General features: G+C 70.7%; 21 protein-coding genes, 1 tRNA gene and 1 pseudogene. 16 read left to right on the top strand and 7 right to left on the bottom strand.

Annotated elements, in window-relative coordinates; all coding sequences use genetic code 11:
* The first annotated feature begins 290 nt into the window (after positions 1 to 290).
* The 6 genes from ABD378_RS10920 to ABD378_RS10895 all read left to right on the top strand — a co-directional run bounded on the left by ABD378_RS10920 (position 291) and on the right by ABD378_RS10895 (position 4,321).
* Complete coding sequence (locus tag ABD378_RS10920) at positions 291 to 668, top strand: hypothetical protein (protein WP_386546798.1); 378 nt, start codon at positions 291 to 293, stop codon at positions 666 to 668.
* Between the two features lie 450 nt (positions 669 to 1,118).
* Complete coding sequence (locus ABD378_RS10915; RefSeq protein ID WP_344520401.1) at positions 1,119 to 2,354, top strand: GlxA family transcriptional regulator; 1,236 nt, start codon at positions 1,119 to 1,121, stop codon at positions 2,352 to 2,354.
* 10 nt (positions 2,355 to 2,364) lie between these two features.
* Positions 2,365 to 2,967 (top strand): oligoribonuclease, encoded by a 603-nt coding sequence (gene orn / locus ABD378_RS10910; RefSeq protein ID WP_344520400.1) that lies wholly within the window; start codon positions 2,365 to 2,367, stop codon positions 2,965 to 2,967.
* Positions 2,968 to 3,078: 111 nt separating this feature from the next.
* A tRNA-His gene (locus ABD378_RS10905) sits at positions 3,079 to 3,151 on the top strand.
* A gap of 213 nt (positions 3,152 to 3,364) precedes the next feature.
* Positions 3,365 to 3,613: a chaplin gene (locus ABD378_RS10900; protein ID WP_344520399.1), complete on the top strand. Its 249-nt coding sequence runs from the start codon at positions 3,365 to 3,367 to the stop codon at positions 3,611 to 3,613.
* 201 nt (positions 3,614 to 3,814) lie between these two features.
* Positions 3,815 to 4,321, top strand: coding sequence for a response regulator (locus tag ABD378_RS10895; protein ID WP_344520398.1), 507 nt, complete (start codon positions 3,815 to 3,817; stop codon positions 4,319 to 4,321).
* Between the two features lie 238 nt (positions 4,322 to 4,559).
* Here the strand turns inward: ABD378_RS10895 and ABD378_RS10890 are convergent, their stop codons facing one another.
* Positions 4,560 to 5,615: a LacI family DNA-binding transcriptional regulator gene (locus tag ABD378_RS10890; protein WP_344520397.1), complete on the bottom strand. Its 1,056-nt coding sequence runs from the start codon at positions 5,613 to 5,615 to the stop codon at positions 4,560 to 4,562.
* Between the two features lie 324 nt (positions 5,616 to 5,939).
* Between ABD378_RS10890 and ABD378_RS10885 the strand changes: the two genes are divergently transcribed.
* The 4 genes from ABD378_RS10885 (at position 5,940) to ABD378_RS10870 (ending at position 10,751) form a co-directional block, all read left to right on the top strand.
* Positions 5,940 to 7,253 carry an ABC transporter substrate-binding protein gene (locus ABD378_RS10885; protein ID WP_344520396.1) on the top strand — a complete coding sequence of 438 codons (1,314 nt, stop codon included), beginning with the start codon at positions 5,940 to 5,942 and terminating at the stop codon, positions 7,251 to 7,253.
* A 5-nt stretch (positions 7,254 to 7,258) separates the two neighbouring features.
* Entirely contained in the window at positions 7,259 to 8,263 is a 1,005-nt protein-coding gene (locus ABD378_RS10880) for a carbohydrate ABC transporter permease (protein WP_344520395.1), read from the top strand.
* On the top strand, positions 8,260 to 9,207 hold the full coding sequence (locus ABD378_RS10875) for a carbohydrate ABC transporter permease (protein WP_386545015.1): 948 nt from the start codon (positions 8,260 to 8,262) through the stop codon (positions 9,205 to 9,207). Before ABD378_RS10880 ends, ABD378_RS10875 begins: the two co-directional genes overlap by 4 nt.
* 122 nt (positions 9,208 to 9,329) lie before the next feature.
* Positions 9,330 to 10,751, top strand: coding sequence for a GH1 family beta-glucosidase (locus ABD378_RS10870; protein WP_344520394.1), 1,422 nt, complete (start codon positions 9,330 to 9,332; stop codon positions 10,749 to 10,751).
* Positions 10,752 to 10,839: 88 nt separating this feature from the next.
* Here ABD378_RS10870 and ABD378_RS10865 read toward each other — a convergent pair.
* From ABD378_RS10865 to ABD378_RS10855, 3 genes and pseudogenes are all read right to left on the bottom strand, one after another.
* Positions 10,840 to 11,784, bottom strand: a pseudogene (locus ABD378_RS10865) (chitinase); the annotation flags it as partial.
* A gap of 302 nt (positions 11,785 to 12,086) precedes the next feature.
* Positions 12,087 to 13,478 carry a sensor histidine kinase gene (locus tag ABD378_RS10860; protein WP_344520393.1) on the bottom strand — a complete coding sequence of 464 codons (1,392 nt, stop codon included), beginning with the start codon at positions 13,476 to 13,478 and terminating at the stop codon, positions 12,087 to 12,089.
* Positions 13,475 to 14,164, bottom strand: a complete 690-nt coding sequence (locus ABD378_RS10855; RefSeq protein ID WP_249589774.1) for a response regulator transcription factor — start codon at positions 14,162 to 14,164, stop codon at positions 13,475 to 13,477. Before ABD378_RS10855 ends, ABD378_RS10860 begins: the two co-directional genes overlap by 4 nt.
* 87 nt (positions 14,165 to 14,251) lie before the next feature.
* Between ABD378_RS10855 and ABD378_RS10850 the strand changes: the two genes are divergently transcribed.
* On the top strand, positions 14,252 to 14,776 hold the full coding sequence (locus ABD378_RS10850) for a hypothetical protein (protein WP_344520392.1): 525 nt from the start codon (positions 14,252 to 14,254) through the stop codon (positions 14,774 to 14,776).
* A 38-nt stretch (positions 14,777 to 14,814) separates the two neighbouring features.
* Here the strand turns inward: ABD378_RS10850 and ABD378_RS10845 are convergent, their stop codons facing one another.
* Together ABD378_RS10845 and ABD378_RS10840 are read right to left on the bottom strand one after the other, a co-directional pair.
* A complete protein-coding gene (locus ABD378_RS10845; RefSeq protein WP_344520391.1) occupies positions 14,815 to 15,675 on the bottom strand; it encodes a spermidine synthase in 861 nt (286 codons plus the stop codon).
* A gap of 66 nt (positions 15,676 to 15,741) precedes the next feature.
* Positions 15,742 to 16,236, bottom strand: a complete 495-nt coding sequence (locus tag ABD378_RS10840; RefSeq protein ID WP_344520390.1) for a hypothetical protein — start codon at positions 16,234 to 16,236, stop codon at positions 15,742 to 15,744.
* A 268-nt stretch (positions 16,237 to 16,504) separates the two neighbouring features.
* On the opposite strand from ABD378_RS10840, the gene ABD378_RS10835 reads away from it, so the two are divergent.
* On the top strand, positions 16,505 to 17,950 hold the full coding sequence (locus ABD378_RS10835) for an NsdA family TPR-like regulatory protein (RefSeq protein WP_344520389.1): 1,446 nt from the start codon (positions 16,505 to 16,507) through the stop codon (positions 17,948 to 17,950).
* Between the two features lie 13 nt (positions 17,951 to 17,963).
* On the opposite strand, the gene ABD378_RS10830 is transcribed toward ABD378_RS10835, so the two are convergent.
* The gene (locus tag ABD378_RS10830) at positions 17,964 to 18,560 is read right to left on the bottom strand and encodes a histidine phosphatase family protein (RefSeq protein WP_344520388.1); all 597 of its coding nucleotides are present in this window, start codon (positions 18,558 to 18,560) and stop codon (positions 17,964 to 17,966) included.
* Between the two features lie 259 nt (positions 18,561 to 18,819).
* On the opposite strand from ABD378_RS10830, the gene ABD378_RS10825 reads away from it, so the two are divergent.
* The 4 genes from ABD378_RS10825 to ABD378_RS10810 form a co-directional block, all read left to right on the top strand.
* A complete protein-coding gene (locus ABD378_RS10825) occupies positions 18,820 to 19,824 on the top strand; it encodes a phosphatase PAP2 family protein (protein WP_344520424.1) in 1,005 nt (334 codons plus the stop codon).
* A complete protein-coding gene (locus tag ABD378_RS10820; protein ID WP_344520423.1) occupies positions 19,775 to 20,902 on the top strand; it encodes a hypothetical protein in 1,128 nt (375 codons plus the stop codon). Before ABD378_RS10825 ends, ABD378_RS10820 begins: the two co-directional genes overlap by 50 nt.
* A 124-nt stretch (positions 20,903 to 21,026) precedes the next feature.
* On the top strand, positions 21,027 to 22,622 hold the full coding sequence (locus ABD378_RS10815) for a hypothetical protein (protein WP_344520387.1): 1,596 nt from the start codon (positions 21,027 to 21,029) through the stop codon (positions 22,620 to 22,622).
* Positions 22,619 to 23,597, top strand: a 979-nt coding sequence (locus tag ABD378_RS10810; protein ID WP_344520386.1) for an AAA domain-containing protein, incomplete at its 3' end; no start/stop codon positions are given. The genes ABD378_RS10815 and ABD378_RS10810, both read left to right, overlap by 4 nt.

Genomic DNA, 23,597 nt, shown 5'->3' with positions numbered 1-23,597 from the left:
CTAAGGGTACGGCGACACTCCTCTCCTGCCCAGAGCTTGCTACCGGCCCTGCGGGAGCCTCACGGCGTTCACCGGAGCATGCATGAGCGGCGCCCGTATGGCAATGGTTGCTGCCTCGTACAGGCGGTTTGGGCACCCACCCGTGTGGGCCGGCATCGGCCACCAGGTTCACGCCAGTGACCGGCCGAGCGACCACGCGTTGAACCCCGGTACACCACCGCCACAGGGAGCCCGCCGTGCCTGGACCGCCGCCCGTGTCCTCACAAGTCACGACGTCCTCACAAGTCACGATGCGGGGCCGCCGACGCCCTCCGGAGGGGGCGCACGAGCGCCCGCGCGGCGGCGTCCCCGCACCGCGCGCCGAGGGGACGCCTCCCACCCCTGCGCAGGACTCCGCGAGCGATGTCGTGCGCTGGGCGGCCTTCAGCTGCGTCCTGGTTCCCGTCGTCCTCGTGGGGTACGGGACATCACTGGCGGGAGCCGCGGGATCGGCCCTCGGGCTCGTGGCCGTGACGGGGGTCTGCCGGCTGCTGCTGCGGCAGTCCGAGCGGGGTGCGGCGCGGCTGGTCGAGGAGCAGGGCCGCGAGCGCCGCGGGCGGCACGGGCGGGCGGGTGCGGGGGCGCACCGGGGCGGTCGGCATTCTGGTGGGTCCACGCCGGGGGACTGACCGATTCACGTGCACTCCCCCGTATCTTTTCAGCCAACTTCCTACGGCCGTGCATTCCTTGGCCGAAGGGGTACTCAACCCCGGTCCCACCAGGGCTGAAAGGCATGCGGAAGGCGCCTGAACCCTACGGGGACCGGCCACGGAGCCGAGGCGCACTTCCCAGCAACGCCCGTGAGTGCAACGCTTCGTGATCGACTGCTTCACGCCAAGTTGCCATGTCGACATAGTGCCGGGTCCTTAACTGGTCACCCCGGCAGCACGGGACGCAGTAGATTCGATCATGACTGTATTACGGCGGGGGACTGGTGGAGGACCGAGGGGAAACGTGCAGGAGCGACAGGTCCGACAGGAACGCCAAGAGCGCCGAGAACGCAGAGACCGTAGAGAACGCCGCGAAACCAGAGCACGCCAAGAACAGGGAGCCGCGACGACCGAGGGGGGCTTAGCACCATGAGCCACGACTCCACTGCCGTGCAAGAAGCCGCGTCGCGGAAGCTTTCCGGACGCCGCCGCAGGGAGATTGTCGCGGTGCTGCTGTTCAGCGGTGGCCCCATCTTCGAGAGCTCCATACCGCTCTCCGTGTTCGGGATCGACCGGCAGGACGCCGGGGTCCCTCGCTACCGGCTGCTGGTGTGCGCCGGCGAAGAGGGACCACTGCGTACGACCGGGGGGCTCGAACTCACCGCGCCACATGGCCTGGAGGCGATAGGGCGTGCGGGCACCGTCGTGGTGCCGGCCTGGCGGTCGATCACATCGCCGCCGCCGCCGGAGGCACTCGACGCGCTGCGCCGCGCGCACGAGGAGGGCGCCCGCATCGTGGGTCTGTGCACCGGGGCATTCGTGCTCGCCGCGGCCGGTCTGCTCGACGGCCGTCCGGCGACCACGCACTGGATGTACGCACCGACGCTGGCCAAGCGGTATCCGTCCGTCCATGTGGACCCGCGTGAGCTCTTCGTCGACGACGGGGACGTACTCACCAGCGCGGGGACCGCGGCCGGAATTGATCTGTGCCTGCACATCGTGCGCACCGACCACGGCAACGAGGCGGCGGGCGCGCTCGCCCGCAGGCTCGTCGTGCCTCCGCGCAGGGCCGGCGGCCAGGAGCGCTATCTCGACAGGTCTTTACCTGAGGAGATCGGCGCCGACCCGCTCGCCGAGGTCGTCGCCTGGGCCCTGGAACATCTCCACGAGCAGTTCGACGTGGAGACCCTGGCCGCGCGCGCGTACATGAGCAGGCGCACCTTCGACCGCAGGTTCCGCTCGCTCACCGGGAGCGCTCCCCTGCAGTGGCTGATCACTCAGCGCGTACTGCAGGCACAGCGGCTGCTCGAGACCTCCGACTACTCCGTCGACGAGGTCGCGGGCCGCTGCGGCTTCCGCTCGCCCGTGGCCCTGCGCGGCCACTTCCGCCGCCAGCTGGGCTCGTCGCCCGCCGCCTACCGGGCCGCTTACCGCGCCCGCAGGCCGCAGGGGGGTGAGCGGACCATGCTGGAACCCCAGGTGTCCGCTCCCACCGGGCCGACGCTGCACGCGGAGAGCGGACCTGTCCCGTCGCAGACACGGCGTACGGCGGCGGCGAGCGCGCTCGGCCCGTCGGCCTCGCTGTCCGCGGACACGGGAAAGCCGAGCTCGGATGTATACGCGCCAGGCCGTCCGCCACTGCCCGGCCAGAGGAGCGCGCCGTAGGGTAAGACGCATGAACGATCGCATGGTGTGGATCGACTGCGAGATGACCGGGCTCTCGCTGACGGATGACGCACTTATCGAGGTGGCCGCACTGGTCACCGACTCGGAACTGAACGTGCTCGGCGAAGGTGTGGACATCGTGATCCGCCCGCCGGACGCGGCGCTGGAGACCATGCCCGAGGTGGTGCGCAAAATGCACACCGCCTCGGGGCTCCTCGACGAACTGGCCGGAGGCACGACGCTGGCCGACGCCGAGGAGCAGGTCCTGGCGTACGTACGTGAGCACGTCAAGGAGCCGCGCAAGGCTCCGCTCTGCGGGAACTCGGTCGGCACCGACCGGGGCTTCCTGCTGCGCGACATGCAGACACTGGAGGAGTTTCTCCACTACCGCATCGTCGACGTCTCCTCGATCAAGGAACTCGCCCGGCGGTGGTACCCCCGGGCGTACTTCAACAGCCCGGACAAGAACGGCAACCACCGGGCACTGGCCGACATCCGCGAGTCCATCGCCGAGCTGCGCTACTACCGCGAGGCGATCTTCGTGCCGCAGCCCGGACCGGACTCGGACACCGCGAAAACCATCGCGGCCAAGTACGTGCTGCCCGCGGAGTAGCCTCCGCGGAACCCCTCTGTACGGGGTCCGGAAAACGCGTGCGCGAGCACCCCTTCGGACCCTGTACACTTTTTCTCGGCCGGTCGGAAGAACGAAAAACGACCGGACATGGTGGGTGTAGCTCAGTTGGTAGAGCACCTGGTTGTGGTCCAGGTGGCCGCGGGTTCAAGTCCCGTCACTCACCCTGATTGATCAAGGCCCGGTCTGCGAAAGCAGTCCGGGCCTTCTTCATGCCCGGACGCTTGGCCAAACCGTGGCCACACCCGCGGGAACGACGCGGCCGGAATCCCACGAAGGGACGGCTCGGTTACCGCAGACGGTCCATGGTCGTTTTATCCGCATGCCGGACCGGTGAGTCCTGGCACTCGAAAGGTCAGTCCCCTCGCCAGGAGGCACCATGCGTTTGCGCACCATCTTCGCCACGGCCGCCCTTGCCACCGCCGCCGTCATCGGCGGGGCCGGCACGGCCGCCGCCGATCCCGGCCCCGGCGCCGACGCCGTCGGCGCGGCGCAGAACTCGCCCGGCGTCATCAGCGGCAACGTCATCCAGGTGCCCGTTCACGTGCCCGTCAACGTGTGCGGCAACTCCATCGACATCATCGGGCTCCTCAACCCCGCGTTCGGCAACACCTGCGTCAACGACTGAGCCTCGCCCCGGAAGACCTCGCGGCAATAGCTCCCGCCCCCTCTCGCCTTCGGGCGGGAGGGGGTGCATTCTCTGTTGCTGCCAGTGCTGTCGGAACCGCCCGTACTGGCGCCTGAACATTGGCCTCAGCCGTGCCGGGACGCATGGGCTCAACAACTCTGCTTTGCCATAGCGTGGTTACGGGGAGAGGGGGCTCAGTTCATGTCGACCGATTCCGCGATCCTCGTCGTCGATGACCACAAGGACACCCTGTTCGCGCTGGAGAGCGCGCTGGTCCCTCTCGGCTACCCGCTGCTGAGCGCCTCCAACGGCGACGACGCCCTCAGGGTGATCCTGCGCGGGGGCGTCGGGCTCATCCTGCTCGATGTGCGCATGCCGGTCGTGAGCGGTCTCGATGTCGTGCGCTACGTACGCCACCTTGACCAGACACGTTCCATTCCCATCATCTTGCTGACGGGTTTCGACGTGAGCCGCGAGGTGGCCACCGCGGCCTTTGTTCTCGGCGTGGCCGACGTGGCTCTCAAGCCCATTGATCCGCTGACTCTGCGCACCAAGGTCCGCTATCTCTTCGAGACCTATACGCAGCTGAGATCCATGCGACAGGAGATCGACGATCTCCGGGCCCAGGTGAAGGCCGGAACCGCCAAGCCGACGAACGACAGCCACTCCGCACCACGGCGCTTGGCCGACCCTCAGGTCGAAACGTGACAGCTCACCGTTGAGGGTGAGCTCTCACACGGGGCGCGAAGGGCGGCCTCATGGTCGATCCGCGCGCACCCTTCACGCCCGCGCGAGGACGGTGCAGAGTGCGTGGGGCGCTTCGTGCGGCCCGTGACGGTACGGGGTCCCGGGGCGCACGGGCCGTCGGTTGCCTCCCGCGTCGGCGGCCCGTCCGGCTGCCCGTCCGGCTGCCCGTCCGGCTGCCGTAGGCCGTCCCGGCGGTCGCTCAGGACGACGCCCGCTCCACCAGTTCCGTCGGCAGCACCAGCTGGCGGTGCTCCAGGCGCCGGGCGGACGCCGGGCGGTCGTCCGCGATCTCGGCGAGCAGAAGATCGATCATCGCCCGGCCCATCTCCTCGATCGGCTGGCGCACGCTCGTCAGCGGCGGGTCCATGTGGCGGGCGATCGCCGAGTCGTCGAAGCCGACGAGCGCCACGTCGTCGGGTATCCGGCGCCCGGCCTCGCGCAGGACCTGACGGGCGCCCGCCGCCATGACGTCGGAGCCCGCGAACACGGCGTCCACGCCGGGGCAGGCCGCGAGCAGCTCCGTCATCGCCCTGCGGCCGCCCTCCTCCGTGAAGTCGCCCGGCGCGATCAGCCGCTCGTCCACGGGACGCCCCGCGTCCGACAGCGCGGCGCGGTAGCCGTCCAGGCGGCGCTGGGCGCCGTACACGTCCAGGCGGCCGGTGATGGTGGCTATGGACGTGCGGCCGCGCGCCAGAAGGTGCTCCACCGCCGAGTGCGCCCCGGCGAAGTTGTCGGAGTCGACCGAGGGCAGCGCCTCGTCGGCCGAGCGGCGGCCGCTGATCACCGCGGGGATCTCCAGCTGGGCAAGGAGGTCCGGCAGCGGGTCGTCCGCGTGGACGGAGACCAGGAGGACCCCGTCGACACGGTGGGCGGCGAGGTACTGCGCCAGACGCTGCCGCCTGCGGTCGTTCCCCGCGAAGATCAGCAGGAGCTGCATCTCCGTCTCGCCGAGCTCCGCCCCGACACCGCGCAGCACGTCGGAGAAGTACGGCTCGGCGAAGAAGCGGGTCTCGGGCTCGGGCACGACAAGGGCGATGGCGTCGGTGCGGTTGGCGGCGAGGGCGCGGGCCGCCGTGTTCGGGACGTAACCGAGTTCCGCGACGGCGGCCTCGACCGCCGTGCGGGTCGCCTCGCTCACCCGCGGCGATCCGTTGATCACCCGGGAGACCGTTCCGCGGCCCACTCCCGCCCTGGCGGCGACCTCCTCCAGGGTCGGTCGCCCGCCACTGCGGTTGCGCGCACCGTGAGCTGCCATTGTCCGCCTCCCGTCGCACATCCCCCGGCGAGGAATGTAGAGGAATGTAACAGCCTGATCATTGCCGGGCAGATGGCCGGACGCTCGGGCGCCCTCGTAACGGCCCGAGTAACAGCCCGATAACTGAAGACATGTCTCTACGTCCGGTCCCTTGACACCCCCGCCCCCAGCCACGACTCTTCAACTCATCACTTGTGGGAGCGCTCCCACACTACCTGACACGTACACAACCCGCACGTTCCCCGCCCGAGCCGAAGAGTCAAACAACGGGGCAAGAAGCGCAGTTGGCCGGGGGGTCGGCACGTCAGGCAACAGGAGGACGCAATGCGCACGAGTTCCCGCCGACCACGTCGGCTGATGGCTTTCGCGGCCGTGGCCGCGCTGGCCACGAGCCTGCTGGCCGGTTGTTCCAGCGACGACGAGAGCGGCTCGGAGGGCGGCGACGGCAAGGTCACGCTCAACGTGGGCACGTTCGGCGTGCTGGGCCTGAAGCAGGCAGGTCTCTACGACGAGTACGAGGAGTCGCACCCGAACATCAAGATCAAAGAGAACGTCATCGAGCGGAACGACGCCTACTACCCGAAGCTCCTCACCCAGCTCCAGTCCGGCGCCGGCGTCAACGACGTCGCCGCCATAGAGGTCAGCAACATCACCGAGGTCGTACAGACCCAGGGCGCCAAGTTCGAGGACCTGAGCAAGGCCGATGGCGTGGACAAGGCCACGTATCTCGACTGGAAGTGGAAGCAGGCCACGACCGAGGACGGCAAGACGGTCGGCCTCGGCGTCGACATCGGCCCGACGGCGCTCTGTTACCGCAAGGACCTCTTCAAGAAGGCCGGTCTGCCCACCGACCGCGAGGAACTCGCCAAGGCGTGGGCCGGCGACTGGGACAAGTACGTCGCGCTCGGCGAGAAGTACATGAAGAAGGCACCCGACGGCACGAAGTTCGTCGACTCCGCCTCCAGCGTCTACAACGCCGTCTTCGCCGGTGCGAAAGAGCGGTACTACGACAAGGGCGGCAAGGAGATCTACGAGGACAGCCAGGGCCGCAAGGACGCCTGGGACGCGGCGATGAAGGTCGCGGACGGCGACATGTCGTCCAAGCTCAAGCAGTTCGACCCGACGTGGGACCAGGGCTTCGCCAACGCCAAGTTCGCCACCGTGGCCTGCCCCGCGTGGATGGCCGGCTACATCCAGGAGAAGACGGGCCCGGAGGGCAAGGGCCAGTGGGACATGGCCAAGGCACCCGAGGACGGCAACTGGGGCGGAACGTTCCTCGGGGTGCCGAGCGCGGGCAAGCACAAGAAGGAGGCGACCGAGCTCGCCGTCTGGCTGACCCAGCCCGAGCAGCTCGCGAAGGTCTTCGCCAAGCAGGCCAGCTTCCCGTCCACCCCGTCGGCGTACGACACGCTGAAGCCGTCGCCGGCGACCAAGGCGTACTTCAATGACGCGCCCATCACGGAGATCTACGCCGACATCGCGAAGAACACCCCCGCGGCCGTGTACGGCCTCAAGGACGCCCAGATCGGACAGTCCATCACGGACATCGGTGTGCTCCAGGTGGAGCAACAGGGCAAGTCTCCGGCGGAGGGCTGGAAGGCCGCTCAGGAGGAGATCAAGGATGTTCTGGGACAGTGACGCGCATGTCCGAGACCGCTGAGTACGCCGAGACCGCGTCCCCCGGTGAGGGGGACGCGGCCCCGGCCGCGTCCGGGAGGCGCAAGTCCTCCCCCACGTCCTCGTGGCGCAGCCGCCTGTACCGCTGGGACATAAAGGCGTCGCCGTACGTCTTCGTCGCGCCGTTCTTCCTCTTCTTCGGCGCCTTCGGCCTGTTCCCGCTGCTCTACACCGGCTGGGCATCGCTGCACCGCCTGGAGCTGACCAACCTCGACGACAGCACCTGGCTGGGCCTGGAGAACTACACCAACCTGCTGCAGAGCGACTACTTCTGGAACGCGCTCGGCAACACCTTCACCATCGGCATCATCGCCACCGTCCCCCAGCTCGCCATCGCCCTCGGCATCGCGCATCTGCTCAACTACAAGCTGCGCGGCTCCACTCTGTGGCGCGTTGCGATGCTCGCTCCGTACGCCACCTCGGTGGCGAGCGCGTCGCTGGTCTTCACGCTGCTGTTCGCGTGGGACGGCGGCATGGTCAACTGGATGATCGGGTCCGTCGGCATCGACCCGATCAACTGGCGCGAGTCGTCATGGGGTTCGCAGTTCGCGGTGTCGTCGATCGTCATGTGGCGGTGGACCGGCTACAACGCGCTGATCTATCTGGCGGCGATGCAGGCCGTGCCGCACGACCTGTACGAGTCGGCCTCGCTCGACGGCGCCTCGCGCTGGCAGCAGTTCCGGCACGTGACGATCCCGATGCTGCGTCCGACGATCCTGTTCACGATCGTCGTCTCCACCATCGGGGCGACCCAACTCTTCGGTGAGCCACTGCTGTTCGGTGGCACGGCCGGATCCAAGGGCGGGGCGGACCACCAGTTCCAGACGCTGGGTCTCTATCTGTACGACCAGGGCTGGATCAACGGCCACCTGGGCCGGGCTTCGGCCGTCGCCTGGCTGATGCTCGTGATCCTGCTGCTCATCGCCGCGGTCAATCTGCTGATCGCCCGACGTCTGAGGAAGGACCGATGAAGTCCCGCAGCACGGGCCCGACGACAGGCCTCGCCACGGACGCGCCGGCCGACGTGGTCACGAGCCCGAAGACCATCCCTGCCCCGAGCCCGAGGAGGGGCCGCCCACTGGGGCTCAAGGCCGGTCGCACGATGCACGCGGGGCCCGTGACCTACATCGTTCTGACGCTGTTCACGGCCGTCTCGCTTGCTCCACTGATCTGGACGGCGATCGCGGCGTCGCGTACGAGCGGGCGGCTGGCCCAGACACCGCCACCCCTGTGGTTCGGCGGAAACCTGTTCAAGAACCTCGAACGGGCGTGGACCGAGGCGAGCCTGGGCGACGCGATGCTCAACACCACGATCGTGGCGGGCAGCATCACCATCGGCACCGTCCTGTTCTCCACGGTCGCCGGATTCGCCTTCGCCAAGCTGAAGTTCAGGTTCAGCGGTCTGCTGCTCCTGCTGACCATCGGCACGATGATGGTGCCGCCGCAGCTGAGTGTCGTACCGCTCTATCTGTGGATCGCCGACCTGCAGTGGACCAATCAGCTCCAGGCGGTGATCCTGCCGACGTTCGTGAGCGCCTTCGGGGTGTTCTTCATGCGGCAGTACCTGCTGCAGGCGCTGCCGAGCGAACTCATCGAGGCGGCGCGGATGGACGGGGCGAGCAGTCTGCGCATCATCTGGCACGTGGTGTTCCCGGCGGCGCGGCCCGCGATGGCGGTCCTCGGACTGCTTACGTTCGTCATGGCGTGGAACGACTTCCTCTGGCCGATCATCGCGCTGAACCAGTCGAACCCCACCGTTCAGGTGGCGCTCAACTCGCTCGGCACGGGCTACATCCCGGACCGGGCGGTGATCATGGCGGGCGCCCTGCTCGGCACACTGCCGCTGCTCCTGGCGTTCATCCTCTTCGGCAAGCAGATCGTGAGCGGCATCATGCAGGGCGCCGTCAAGGGCTGAGGCCCTCTCCGCCTGCCGTATCCCTCTCCCGCCAGGGCCGGGCCGACGCCACCTCGGCCCTGGCGATCACCCCCGCCCTTCGCCCTTCCTCGTCCTCTTCCCCCTTCCATGGGAGCGCTTCCATGCCTGAATCCCTCACCTTTCCCACCGACTTCCTCTGGGGCGCCGCCACGTCCGCGTACCAGATCGAGGGCGCCGTACGCGAAGACGGCCGCACCCCCTCCATCTGGGACACCTTCAGCCACACGCCCGGCAGGACGGCCGACGGCGACACCGGTGACGTGGCCGTCGAGCACTACCACCGCTACCGCGACGACGTGGCGCTCATGGCGGACCTCGGCCTGAACGCCTACCGGTTCTCCGTCTCCTGGTCGCGGGTGCAGCCCACCGGGCGCGGCCCCGCCGTACAGCGCGGACTCGACTTCTACCGGCGGCTCGTCGACGAGCTGCTCAGCAAGGGCATCAAGCCCGCCCTGACCCTCTACCACTGGGACCTGCCGCAGGAGTTGGAGGACGCGGGCGGCTGGCCCGCGCGGGAGACCGCCTACCGGTTCGCCGAGTACGCGGGCTTCGTCGCCGATGCGCTCGGGGACCGCGTCGAGTCGTGGATCACGCTCAACGAGCCGTGGTGCAGCGCCTTCCTGGGCTACGGCTCCGGCGTGCACGCCCCCGGCCGCACCGATCCGGCGGCCGCGCTGCAGGCCGCGCACCACCTCAACCTCGCGCACGGCCTGGGCACCCAGGCGCTGCGCGCCGCACTTCCCGCCCGCGCCCGGGTGGCGGTGAGCCTCAACTCCTCGGTGGTCAGGGCCGTTTCGGACAGCCCCGCGGACATGGACGCCCGCCGCCGCATCGACAACCTCGCCAACGGCGTCTTCCACGGCCCGATGCTGCACGGCGCCTACCCCGCGGACCTGCTCACCGACACGGCCCGGGTCACCGACTGGTCCTTCGTGCAGGACCGCGACCTGGCCGCCGCCCACCAGCCGCTGGACGCGCTCGGCCTGAACTACTACACGCCCGCGCTTGTCTCGGCCGCGCACGACGACCCGGGCAAGCCGCGCGCCGACGGGCACGGCGCCAGCGAGCACTCCCCGTGGCCCGCCTCCGACGACGTGGCCTTCCACCAGACGCCGGGCGACCGCACCGAGATGGGCTGGACCATCGACCCGACCGGGCTGCACGAGCTGATCATGCGTTACACGCGGGAGGCGCCGGGCCTTCCGCTGTACGTCACCGAGAACGGCGCGGCCTACGACGACAAGCCCGACCCCGAAGGACGCGTCCACGACCCGGAGCGCATCGCCTACCTGCACGGCCACTTGGCCGCCGTCCGCCGCGCCATCACGGACGGCGCCGACGTCCGCGGCTACTACCTCTGGTCCCTGATGGACAACTTCGAATGGTCGTACGGCTACGGCAAGCGCTTCGGCGCGGTGTACGTCGACTACGAGACGCAGGCCCGCGTCCCGAAGTCCAGCGCTCACTGGTACGCGGGCGTCGCGTCCACCGGTGAGCTGCCGCGCGAGTACGTCGCGGACTGACCGGCCACGATGTGGGCGCCCCGACCGGGTGGGGGGATGCCGGTCGAGGCGCCGTGGGGGGTGGTGGCTACTGGGGGTTCTCGCGGGTCTACTTGTAGGCGGCGAACGCCTTCGTGAAGGCGAGCGGCTCCTGCTCGATCGACGAACAGGTGGGCTGCGCACCGTTGTTGGCGCCGCCCTCACAGGCCTTGTCGCGGGTCGAGGACCACATGGCCAGCCAGCCGAGGCCCTTCTCCTCGGCGAACTTGACCAGCTCCGTGGCGTCGTCGACCTTGAAGATCTCGGTGGTGACGTCGTTCACGCCGATCATCGGGGTGACCGCGACGGCCTTCCAGGCCGCCTCGTCGGACAGGTCGAGGGCGCCCTTGATCTGCTTCTGCGTGGCGGTCGCGGCGTCGATGGCGTACTTGCCCATGTCGCCGCTGTAGGACGGCCCGTAGTCCATCGCCATGATGTTGACGGCGGAGACCTTCACGCCGTTCTTCTTGGCGTCGGCCACGAGGTCGACGCCCGGCTGGGTAAGGCCCTCGGGCATGACGGGCAGCGTGAACGAGACGTCCAGGCCCTCGTGGTCCTTCTGGAGCTGCGCGATGGCCTGTGCGCGGCGGGTGTTGGCCGCGGTGTCGGGAAGCGCGGCGCCCTCGATGTCGAAGTCGACCTTCGTCAGCTTGTACTTGTCGATGACCTTGCCGTACGCCTTGGCAAGCTCGTCGGCGCTGTTGCACTTGAGGCCCAGCTCGGAACCCGCCGCGCCACCGAAGGACACGCGTACGTCGCCGCCCTTGGCCCGCAGGTCCTCGATCTGCGAGGCGACCTTGTCGTCGTCGAGCCCGGTGGTGCCGCCCCACAGGGGCTCGCAGCTGCCGCCGGAGGTGATGAAGGCGAGGGTGAACTCCTTCACGCCGGTCTTCTCGGCGGTGTCGACGAGGTCGTAGGCGGGGGCGAGCGAAGTGTCAACGAACGGGGCGAACTTGGCCTGGGCGGCCGCCTTGGCGGGGGTCTTCTCCGCGGGCGCCTTGGTCGCAAGCGCCGTCCCGGAGAAGAGGAAAGCGCCGCCGCCGACGAGGCCCGCGGCCACGATGCCGCCTATGACCTTGGACTTGGTGCTCACCGTGCGCCGATGCGTGCTGCTCATCGCGTGCCTGCCTTAGCTGTGCGGGGGTGGGGGTGCGTCAGCAACTTAGCCCCGCGAGGGCGTGACATAGCGGGCAATTGGGGCTCTGCACTGGATCTTAGGGCGGGCTTAAGGGAGCGATCGGGGGTGGTTAAAGGTTGACTGCCGGGTGATCGGGTGGATGGGCGGGACAGACCGCCGCGAAGCGGCAGTTCAGGGCGTCAGCGGAGGCTCGGGCTGCGCTTTCGGCGACGTACGGCAGCACCCCGATGCCCACGGCCACCGGCCACGGGCCTGCGGCCGTCCAGCTGGATCCAGATGCGGACCTCCGTGCCGCCGAGGACGGACCGGCCGATCCGCACATCCCCGCCCGTGGACTCCGCCAGCTGCCGCACGATGTCGAGGCCGAGCCCCGTCGACCCATCGGCCCCCGACCCCGCGCCCCGCGCCAGCGCGGCCTCGGGGTCGGCGATCCCGGCCCCCGCGTCCGACACCAGAACGATCACCGCGTCCTCGCCACTGTGCACGTCCACCGCGAACGCCGACCCCTCCCGCGTGTGCCGGAAGACGTTGCCGAGCAACGCGTCCAGGGAGGCGACAAGTTCGGGGCGCGCCACCGGTATCCACACCGGGCGCTCCACCCCCGCGACCCGCACCTCACGCCCCTCGTCCTCCGCGAGCGCCGACCAGAAGGCCATGCGCTCCTGGATCACCTCGGAGGCGTCGCAGCCCGCGCCGGGGCCGACCGTGACGGTCTGCGGCTTGGCGTCGCGGGCGGTGCGGATGATCGTGTCGACCTCGCGTTCCAGCTTCTCCACCGCGATGCGCGTCTGCTCGGCCGCGGGGCCGTCCCCCAGCGAGGCCGTGTTGAGTCGAAGCACCGTCAGCGGTGTGCGCAGGCGGTGCGAAAGGTCAGCTGCCAACTCCCGCTCGTTCGCGAGGAGTTGGACCACCTGGTCCGCCATTGAGTTGAACGCCACCGCGGCCAGGCGCAGTTCCGTCGGGCCCTCCTCCGGGACCCTCGAGCCCAGCTTCCCCTCCCCGAGGGACCGCGCCGCGCCGACGAGCCGCTTGGCGGGCTGCACCATGCGTACGCCAAGACGGTCCGCCACCGCCACGGACCCGATGATCAGCGCGATGCCGACACCGGCGAGCACCAGCCACGCCGTGGTCACGCCGTTGCTGACCGCGCCCTCCGGCACGAAGATCTCGACCACGGCGATCTGGCCGGAGCTCAGCGCCGTCGGCTGGAGGAGAGCGAAGCCGCCGTCGACCGTCGCCGTCCGCGCGCGGCCCTCCTTGCGCGTGGTCTCCACCGCGTGCGCGTCCGCCCGCCGATCGCCGATCTCCAGGGCGGGCGCCTTGTCGATGGCCGGTACGTACACGGCCATGCGCCCCTCGCCGCCCGCCTCGGACGTGGCGACGGCCCGCGTCAGCTGATCGCGGTCGGTGGTGATGGAGAGCGTGGGACCCATGCCGGCCGCGTGCCGCTCGGCGTTCGAGAAGGCCCGGTCCCGCGCCATCTCCTGGATGACCAGGCCGAGCGGCACCGCGAAGGCGACCACGACCATCGTCGTGACGGCCAGGCACACCTTGACGAGTGCCCACCTCACAGCGGTGGCTCCAGCTTGACGCCGACACCCCGCAGCGTGTGCAGATAGCGCGGCCGTGCGGCCGTTTCACCCAACTTCCTGCGCAGCCACGACAGATGTACGTCGATGGTCTGGTCGTCCCCGTAACTCTGCTGCCACACCTCGGCGAGCAGTTCCTTGCGCGGTACGACGACACCGGGCCGCCCCGCGAGGAAGGCGAGCAGGTCGAACTCGCGCCGGGTCAGATCGAGCCGTGCACCGTCCAGCTCCGCCTGGCGGCGCAGTGGGTCGATGGCGAGCCCGCCGACCCGTATCTCCCGGCTCGGCGGGGCCTCGCCCGCGGTGACGCGCGAGCGGCGCAGCACGGCGGCCATCCGGGCGGACAGGTGCTCGACGGAGAACGGCTTGGTCAGGTAGTCGTCGGCGCCGTCGTTCAGGAGCCTGACGATCTCGGTCTCGTCGTCACGCGCGGTGGCGATGATCACGGGGACGTCGGTGATCCCGCGCAGCATCTTCAAGGCCTCGGAACCGTCCAGATCGGGCAGACCGAGGTCCAGGATCACCACGTCGAAACGGAAATGGGCCACCTCGCGCAGCGCCTCGAGGGCGGTGCCGACGCTGCGCACGGTGTGCGATGCCTCGGTCAGATGCCGGATGAGAGCGGAGCGTACGAACTGGTCATCCTCGACGACGAGCACACTTGCCATGGGCGGCACCGTACGCCATAAGAGTGACCACGGTCCTCCTGGGAGACCGGCGACACCGGCGGGTCCTGTGGTGCAGTATGGCTCGCGATGCGCAGAGGACTCATACACGCAATAGCTTGGTCGCTCGCCACCGGCGCGGCGGTCACGCTCTCCTGGTGGGGTGTCCACACGGTCATGGCGGGCACCGCCTACGACCCGCCGCGTGCCGTTCCGCTGGCCGCCGACGGCGACCGTGCCGAGCCGCTCTCGTCCTCCACGCACCGCCCTGATCCGACGCCGACCCCCTCACCTTCGAAGTCGAAGAAGCCCTCGAAGGAGCCTCCCGAGAGCAAGCCGTCGAAGACGCGGACGAGCGAGCCGAGCACACCCTCCACGCCCGCCTCCACGCCCGGCAACGTGAAGAGCTACTCCTCCGACGGCGGCCGGGTCGTCTTCGACCTCGGCAAGGACTCCGCGACGCTGGTCTCGGCGACCCCGGCGGCGGGCTGGTCCGTGCAGGTGTGGAAGCAGGACACCTGGATCCGGGTGGAGTTCACGGCGGGCGCCGAGAAGGTCTCGGTGTTCTGCACGTGGCACGACCACGCCCCGGCGGTCGAGATCAACGAGTACTGACCGGCCGGTTCAGCGTCCTTTCGTACTGACCGGTCGGCTCAGCGGAACACCGAAGGCGGCGGCGCGGGCGACGCCACCGCGCTCGCGTCCGTGACCGCCGCCGCTCCCCCGCTGAAGTCGACGAGCGCCCTGCCGTGCTCGACCCGCGCCGGATGTGAGTCCCCCGCGCTGCGCCGGGTCAGCTCGGCGATCGGCAGAGGTGTGTCGGAGCCGACGAGCACCGCGTTGCCGAAGCGCTTGCCGCGCAGCACCGCCGGGTCGGCGATGAGCGCGAGCTCCGGGAAGAGCGTGGCGGCGGTGGCGAGCTGGCCGCGCAGATGCGCGAGCGGCGGCCCGTCGGCGAGGTTCGCCGCGTAGAACCCGCCGGGCTTCAGGACCCTGCGTACGTCGCCGAGGAACTCGGCGCTGGTGAGGTGGGCGGGGGTGCGGGCGCCGCTGAAGACGTCGGCGATCACGAGGTCCGCCCAGCCGTCCGCGATCTTCGCGAGCCCTTCGCGGGCGTCGGTGCCCCGCACGCGCACCCGCGCCTGCGGGTCCAACGGCAGCTCCCGGCGGACGAGTTGGATGAGCGCCGTGTCGCGCTCGATGACCTGCTGGGTGGAGCGGGGGCGTGTCGCGGCTATGTAGCGGGCGAGGGTGAAGGCACCGCCGCCGAGGTGCAGGGCCTGGATCGGCTTGCCGGGCGGCGCGACCAGGTCGGCGACGTGGCCGAGCCTTCGCTGGTACTCGAAGTCGAGATACGCGGGGTCGTCGAGGTCGACATGGGACTGCGGGGCGCCGTCCACGAGCAGCGTCCACGCGCGCGGCCTGTCCCGGTCGGGCATCAGCTCGGCGAGCCCGCCGTCGACCTTCTCGACGACGGCTTGCGCCTCTTCCCGGGACCGCCTGTTCCTTGCCATCGGACCATTATCGGCGTACGCGGACGGCGCGGCCCGATGACCTTGGAGCACCGCCCCGCCCCGGGCTCAGCGGCAGTTGTCGGCGGCCTCGATCGTGCGGGCCGCCTGGCCGAGGGCCGCGCGCAGAACGGCGGGGTCGGTGACCGGATCGGTCTCGTCGGGGGGCAGCAGCCAGCCGGTCCCGGCGACCGGGGGCGGCGGGGGGACGGGCTCCGGCTCGGAGTGCAGGCGCATGCCGCGGCCGAAGGTCTGCGTACACGCGCTGCCCGGCAGGTCCCAGGCGTCGGCGGTGCCGGGCGGGACCAGGAAGCCGAGGGTGTCGCAGCTCCCATCGTGCAGGACGGGGCCGACGGCGTCGCCCGCCCCGCGGCGCAGGATGTCGACCGCCTCCAGGCCCTGGCGGGCCGGGACGGTGACGAGATCGCAGAAGCCGGGGGGCTCGGTGGGCTCGGTGAGCCGGACGCCCTGCTGTGGTGGTGCGCTGCGGTCCTGGGTCGGCAGGTGCCGTGCCGTGGTCAACGACGCCCGCGATTCACCGTTCTCCACGCCGATCTCCAACAAGGGGACCCCTCCTCGCCAGGGCGGAAGCCGCGTCGCTCCCTCTCCTCAATGGTTCAACGCGGGACGGCGTCAACAGCTACGGCACAATGCCGCCGCAAAGGATGGCACTTCATGGCAGATCATGGGTGAGATATCCGGTTTGTAGCCAAACTCCGCGTGCCGTCCTCATCACAGCGGGTACGTTCGTGCTCCGCCGGAACAGGGGCAGCATCGCCGGATCCACAGGATTCGGCACACTCCGGCACGATCCGTACGAGAGGGTCAGGCCATGGCGTCGTCACCGATGGCATCGTCAACTCCGTCCCCACGACCGAATCTTCTCTTCCGGCACCTGCGCGGACAGCGCTCGCCGAGCGAGTTCGCCGCCGTGATCCGCCGGGCCGCTCACGAGATCGGTGAGCGCGTCAGCTGCGACGCCCGTTACATCGGACGCGTCGAGGCGGGCGAGATCCGCTGTCCCAACTACGCGTACGAGCGGGTGTTCCTGCACATGTTCCCCGGCCGGACGCTGACGGACCTGGGGTTCGCACCCCGCTCCGCGGTGCGCGGACGGGGGGCGCGCGCCGAGTCCGATGCGCCCGCATCACACACCACGATCCAGCTGTATGAGTCTCCCCCGTCCGGGCCGCTGGGCCCCGAACTGCACGAGTGCGACCCGTACGAGATCCAGAGCCACGAGGAGAGCGACGTGCGGCGTCGCGCATTCATGAGCGGCACGGCCACCGTGGCAGCCGCCTCTCTGGGGCCCTTCGGGCTCACCGGACGGAGCCCTGCCGAGGCCACCGCACAGCGCGGCGGCCGGGCGGGCGAGGCCGAGGTGAGCGCGGTCGAGGAAGCCGTACGCAAGATCCGGCTGCTCGACGACCGGCACGGCGCCGACGGCCTCTACCGCCGGGCCGCAGCCCCGCTGCGGACCGCCTACGCCCTGCTCGACGCGGGCACCACCCGCCAGTCCACGGCGGACCGACTGCACGCGGGCGCCGGTGAACTGGCCATCTCCGTGGGCTGGTTGGCGCACGACTCCGGCCGCTTCGACGACGCGCGCTCGCACTACGCGGAGGCTCTCGCGACGGCACGGATGGCCGGCGATCCGGGCCTGGAGGCGCACGCCTTCTGCAACACGGCCTTCCTGGCGCGCGACGCCGGACGGCCCAGGGAGGCGGTGCGTGCGTCACAGGCGGCGACGCGGGCCGCCCGGCATCTCTCGTCGCCGCGGCTGCTCTCGCTCCGCGCGCTGCGCGAGGCCGGGGGCTGGGCGGGGCTCGGCGACCGCGCGGGCTGCGAGCAGGCGCTGACCCGCGCGCACGCGCTCTTCGACCAAGGGCCTTCGGACGCCGACCCGGAGTGGATGAGCTTCTACGGCCCGGCCGAGCTTGAAGGCCTGGAGGCGCAGTGCTGGTCCGCGCTCGGCGACTGGCCCCGGGCGGCCCGGCACGCTCGGCGCGCGGCGGGCGTGGCATCGGCGCAGACCCCGCAGTTCACCCGGAACATCGCCCTCTACACCGCGGAGCTCGCCGACGACCTGGCCCGCGCGGGCCGCCCGGACGAGGCGGCGACGGCGGGCCTGCGGGTGCTCGGGCTCCTGGACGAGGTGCAGTCCTCGCGCATCCAGTCGATGCTCGCCACGACGGCACGGGTGCTGCTGCCACACCGGCGGGCTTCGGGGGTGTGCGGCTTCCTGGAGCGGCATGCTTCGTTGCCGCGGGCCGTATAGAGAGCCGCACTCCCTATAGAGACAGGTGTCCGGTGTCGTTCCACGACTCGACGGCCGGTTCGCCGTAGGCCCAGCCGAGGGTGGAGATCGAGGTCGGGTTGAGGCGGATACGGGCGGCGAAGTCGACGCCCAGGCCCAGCCAGCGTGCGCCGATGGACCGCAGGATGTGCCCGTGCGCGAAGACCAGGACGTCGCGGTCCGCGCTGCGCGCCCAGGCCACCACCTCGTCCGCGCGGGCGGTGACCTGCTCCAGGGTCTCGCCCCTGGGGACGCCGTCGCGCCAGATGAACCAGCCGGGGCGTACGCCCTGGATGTCGGCCGGGGTCATTCCCTCGTAGGAGCCGTAGTCCCACTCCATGAGCGTGTCCCAGGTGGTGGCACGGTCCCCGAAGCCGGCGATCTCGCAGGTCTCCCGCGCACGCGCGAGGGGGCTTGTGCGCACCTCGGCGTCCGGGAGGCCGTCGAAGGGAGCACGGTGCAGGCGCTCGCCCAGGAGCTTCGCGCCGTCGCGGCCCTCTTCGAGAAGCGGGATGTCCGTCCTGCCGGTGTGTTTCCCGGACAGGGACCACTCCGTCTGTCCGTGCCGGGCCAGCAGGATGCGCGGTGCCATGTCGAGCCTTTCCGAGCTGACAGCCGTCGGTGGGGACCATCAGCCGTCATAGAGCGAATTCTGTGGACAGACAGCTGTCCGTACCTTCCATCATCACTCACGCGCCAGGTCGAGATCACAGGTGCCCACGAGGAGCAACCCGCTCGTCGATCTCTGCGTCTAAGACGACCGGGGACCGCCTCAGCGCGCTCTCGCGTACGCCGTAAAGTGAGGCGGCGGCGAACACCGCATGACCACAGATGGATGGGGGACCGACCGGATGCCGCAGACCGACACTCCGGGCACCGGGGGCATCAGCGGGCTTCGGCTTCGCTGGTGGACGGAGCTGCCGCTGCTCGTGCTGGTGTACGCCGCGTATTCCGCGGGACGGCTGCTGGCCCGCGGCGACGTGTCCAGCGCCGTCGACCACGGCCTGGGCATACTCCGGGTCGAGAAGTTCCTGCGCCTCAACGCCGAGCACCCGCTGAACCGTCTCTTCACGGATCACTCCTGGATAGGCGTCCCCGCCGACTTCTGGTACGCGTCGCTGCACTATCTGGTGACGCCCGTGATTCTCGTCTGGCTCTTCCGCAGCCGCGCGGTCCACTACCGTGCCGCACGCACGTGGCTGATGGTCTCCACCCTGATCGGCCTGGTCGGCTTCACGCTCCTGCCGACCTGCCCGCCCCGCCTGCTGAGCGAGGGGTACGGCTTCGTCGACACCATGGCGCAGTACAGCGACTTCGGCTGGTGGGGCGGCGAGGCGAGCGCTCCGCGCGGGCTCGGCGGCATGACCAACCAGTACGCGGCGATGCCGAGCCTGCACGTGGGGTGGGCGCTGTGGTGCGGGGTGATCCTGTGGCGCCACGGCCGTTCGCCGCTGACCAGGGTCGCGGCGGTGGGCTATCCGCTGATCACCACGATCGTCGTGATGGGCACCGCGAACCACTACTTCCTCGACGCGGTCGCGGGCGCCGTGGTGATGGGCCTCGGACTGCTTCTCGTACAGCCGGTGCTGCGGCTCGCGGACCGGGTGAAGGCGAGGGTGCGGCTGCCGCTCGCGGTGGCTGGGTCGTCGTCGGTGGTCACGGGCTCGGGCTCCGCCGCGAGTGGGGGCGCACCGTCGGCCTCGTCCGCCCCAGAGTCCTCAATTGTCAGTGGCGGGTGCCAGACTTCGACAGGTGAGCGAATTCCCCGGCCGCGCAAGCGGCCTGCCGAGCCAGGCGCCGAGCCGAGTGCCCGACCCGCCGACGCGGGGGACAGCACTAAGACAGCGGCTCGCTGAGCTGCGCGGACCGGACGTCCCCGCTCAGCCGCTCGACGCCCGCGCTCTCGCGGCCCTCGCCGCGAATCCTGGGTGCCAAAGGCGCGCGCTGCTCGACGGCGCGGGCGTGGACAAGGCGACACTGGCGCAGTCGCTCGGCTCCCCCGCCTCCTTCGGGCAGTCGCAGTTCGCGTTCATGCGGGGCAATGCCTTCGAGGCGAAGGTCAAGGCGGACGGCGGCGCTGAGCTGCTGCGTCTGGTCCACGGGCGGCTCGGGGGCGGGCCCGAGCCGGTGCCGGGAGAGTCATCGGTCCCGGACCTCGCCGCGGTGGGTCCCGAGGGCCGCGCGGCCCGCACCTCTCTCGCCCTGCGCGAGGCGACATCGGCGGAGGGCTGGACCCTCCTGGACCACCCCATGCTGGCGCTCGACGTCGCCGGGACGCCCGCCTTCCTCGAACCGGACGCGGTGGTGATCCACCCCGACGGCACGTGGACTGTCGTCGAGATCAAGTCCTTCCCGATGATCGACGGTTCGGCGGACGCGGCGAAGGTGGGCGCGGCGGCGCGGCAGGCCGCGGTGTACGCACTGGCGCTCGAGCGGGTCGCGGCGCACCTGGACCCGGCGCCTCGGGTCCGCCACCACGTGCTCCTGGTCTGCCCCAAGGACTTCTCGAACCTCCCGACGGCGTCGGCGATCGACGTACGCAAACAACTCTCGGTGACGAGGCGCCAGTTGGCCCGGCTGACCCGCATCGAGGACATCGCGGCAGCGCTTCCGGAGGGCACCACCTTCGACGTGAACCGTCCCGCGGCCGACCTGACGGCAGCGGTCGAATCGGTCCCCGCGACGTACGCCCCCGAGTGCCTGGCCGCCTGCGAACTGGCCTTCCACTGCCGCGAACGCTCCCGTGAGGAGGGCGCTGTGACGTCCCTGGGCCGTTCGGTGCGGGGCGAGTTGGGTGGTCTGACGACGGTCGCGGGGGTTCTTTCGGCGGCGAACGGCACATCGGGCGATCCCGCGGACCCGGCGGTGGCGGCGCTGCGGAGGGCGGCGGCGCTGAGGCAAGAGGCGTTGGCCGGCGGGGGTGCGGGATGTTGAGGCGTGGGGGTTCCTTGAGCTCGTCGGTGTCGGCTCGGTGCCGGGAGGTCGGGTGGGTGGGTGGGGAGAATCCGCCGCGAAGCGGCGGGGCGATCGCCCACATCCCGCAGGAGAGGACGGCCCGATGTCACTGATCGACAACCTCGCTCGCCTGGAAGCGGTAGCCACAGGCCGCGCCCAGCCTAGAGCGACGGCACGGCACCGGCATCTCTCCCAGCGCCCCCTCGTCCTCGTCCCCCTCATCACCGCGGGCGAGGCAGGCGCCCCGCTCGGCGCCCTCGTCGGGACGGAGCGGACCTCGCCCCGTGTGCTTCTCGTCCCCCAGCCCCGCGACCGCGACCTCCGCTTCACCTTCCTCGCCCAACTCGCGGACACCGTCCTGGAGTACGTCGACTCGTTCGCGGACGACGTCGAGGCGGCGGAGCGCAGCGAGACGGACCCGGAGACCGGCAAGCGCGTCAAGGTGGAGGTCGAACTCTGCGCGGACGCACCGCAGCTGATCGTCCCGAGCCGCGCCGGCATCGACTTCGTACGGCTCATCGGCCGCTCCACCCGCTTCCGCCGCACCGCGGAGCAGGACCCGGAGACGCCGTATCCCGCCCCGACCCGCGTCCCCCTCCTGGGCCGCTGGCTGACCCACTTCGGGGAGCGCGCCCGCGTCCCCGGCTCCTCTCTCCTCGTCGCCATGACCGAGCTGCTCTCCCGGCATTGGGCCACCGGGCAGAGCAGTCTCGAAGACCAGCATCTCGGCGCCCTGCTCGCCTGGATCGAAGCCCCGGAAGGCACATCCGGCGCCGACGCCGCGCTCCACGCCGAGCTGGCGCGGGACAAGGACGGCCAGTTGCTCTGCCCGCCTGCCGGGCCCGCCACGGACCCGGCGTTCGACAACCGTCTCCTCGCCCCGGCCATCGAGCGCTACGACCGCGCGCGCGGCACCCTCGCCACCGCCGAGGACGGCATCCAGGCGGACGTCCGCCTCGCCGAACTGGCCGCGGCCGAGCGGGAGATCCGCTCCCTGATCGAGAGCAGGACCCGCCCCACCTGGGACGCGGTGTGGCGCGGCCTAGACGCGCTCTGCACGCTTCCCCAGGCCCCGCGCGCCGCCGACCGCTGGACGCGCGACCGCTGGTCGTTCACCGGCCACCGGGACCGCGTGACGGCGGGCGAACCCCCGCAGCCCCGCGTCGACGACGCGGTGACGGCAGCGAACAAGCTCGCCACGCGCGAGCGCGAGCAGGCCAGGCTGGAGGCCCAGGAAGCGCTCGACGACCCTCTGGTGATGGCGGGCCGACGGCTCGCGGGCGAGGCCTTCGCCGGCGAGGTGACCGAGGTGGTCATGGCGTACAGCGAGAGCAAGAGCCCAAGGCCCCGCCCCCTGGTCACCGTCCGCACGGACGACCACCCGCACCTGGCCGAGCGCGCGAAGGTGTACCGCTCACTCCAAGGCAAGCCGCAGACGGCCGAGTTCGTCGCGTACGAGGGTGAAGGAAGCGGAGCTTCTGTCGTCCTGCGCATCACCGACAAGATGGGGCGCGGCAAGGAGCCCGAGCCCGGCTCCCTGCCGGAGAAGGGCGACCGGATCTGCTGGACGCTCTTCGAGCACGAGCAGCGCGGCGGCCCCAAGCTGCCCGACCCCGAGGCGACTCCCTGGACCCACGGCGGCCCACCGGGCGACGCCGCCGAGCGCCCTGACCCCGTGACGCCGGAGGACACCCTGTGAGTCCGACCGCCCCCTTCGACCGCGCCTCGTTCGACCCCGGCGCGGCGGCAGGCCGCGCCACGGACGCGATCCTGCACGACACGCTGCACGGCGCGCATCGCGGTGTCGTCGTGGACTCGCCGCCCGGCGCGGGCAAGTCGACCCTCGTCGTCCGTGCGGCCCGCGAACTGGCCGCGGCGGGCCGCCCGTTGATGGTGATCGCGCAGACGAACGCGCAGGTCGACGACCTGGTCCTGCGCCTCGCCGAGAAGGACCCCGAGCTGCCGGTCGGCCGTCTGCACAGCAGCGACCCGGACGCGTACGACAAGGCCCTGGACGACCTGCCCTTCGTCCGTACGTCCACGAAGGCCGCCGACCTCGCCGGGCTCGACGTCGTCGTGTCGACGGCGGCGAAGTGGGCGCACGTCAAAGATGTGGAGCCCTGGCGGCACGCGATCGTGGACGAGGCGTACCAAATGCGTTCGGACGCGCTGCTCGCCGTGGCCGGGCTCTTCGAGCGGGCCCTGTTCGTGGGCGACCCCGGCCAGCTCGACCCGTTCTCGATCGTGGGCGCCGAGCAGTGGGCCGGTCTGGCGTACGACCCTTCGGCGAGCGCCGTGACGACGCTGCTCGCGCACAACCCCGAACTGCCGCAGCACCGCCTGCCGGTGTCCTGGCGGCTCCCGGCGTCGGCGGCTCCGCTGGTCTCGGCCGCGTTCTATCCGTACACGCCCTTCCGCAGCGGCACGGACCACGGCGACAGGACACTCCACTTCGGTGTGCCTTCGGACGGTTCGGGCCCGGACCGGGTGATCGACGAGGCGGCGGAGTCGGGCTGGGGCCTCCTTGAACTGCCCGCGCGGAACACGCCACGCACGGACCCGGAGGCCGTACGCGCGGTGGCCCAGGTCGTCCGGCGCCTCCTGGACCGCGGCGGCGCGGCCACGTCGGAGCGCGGCCCGGACCCCACGCCCCTGACGGCCGACCGCATCGCCG

Source organism: Streptomyces rectiviolaceus (assembly GCF_039533825.1).
GTDB lineage: Bacteria > Actinomycetota > Actinomycetes > Streptomycetales > Streptomycetaceae > Streptomyces > Streptomyces rectiviolaceus.
This window is presented reverse-complemented; position numbering and strand designations above follow the sequence as displayed.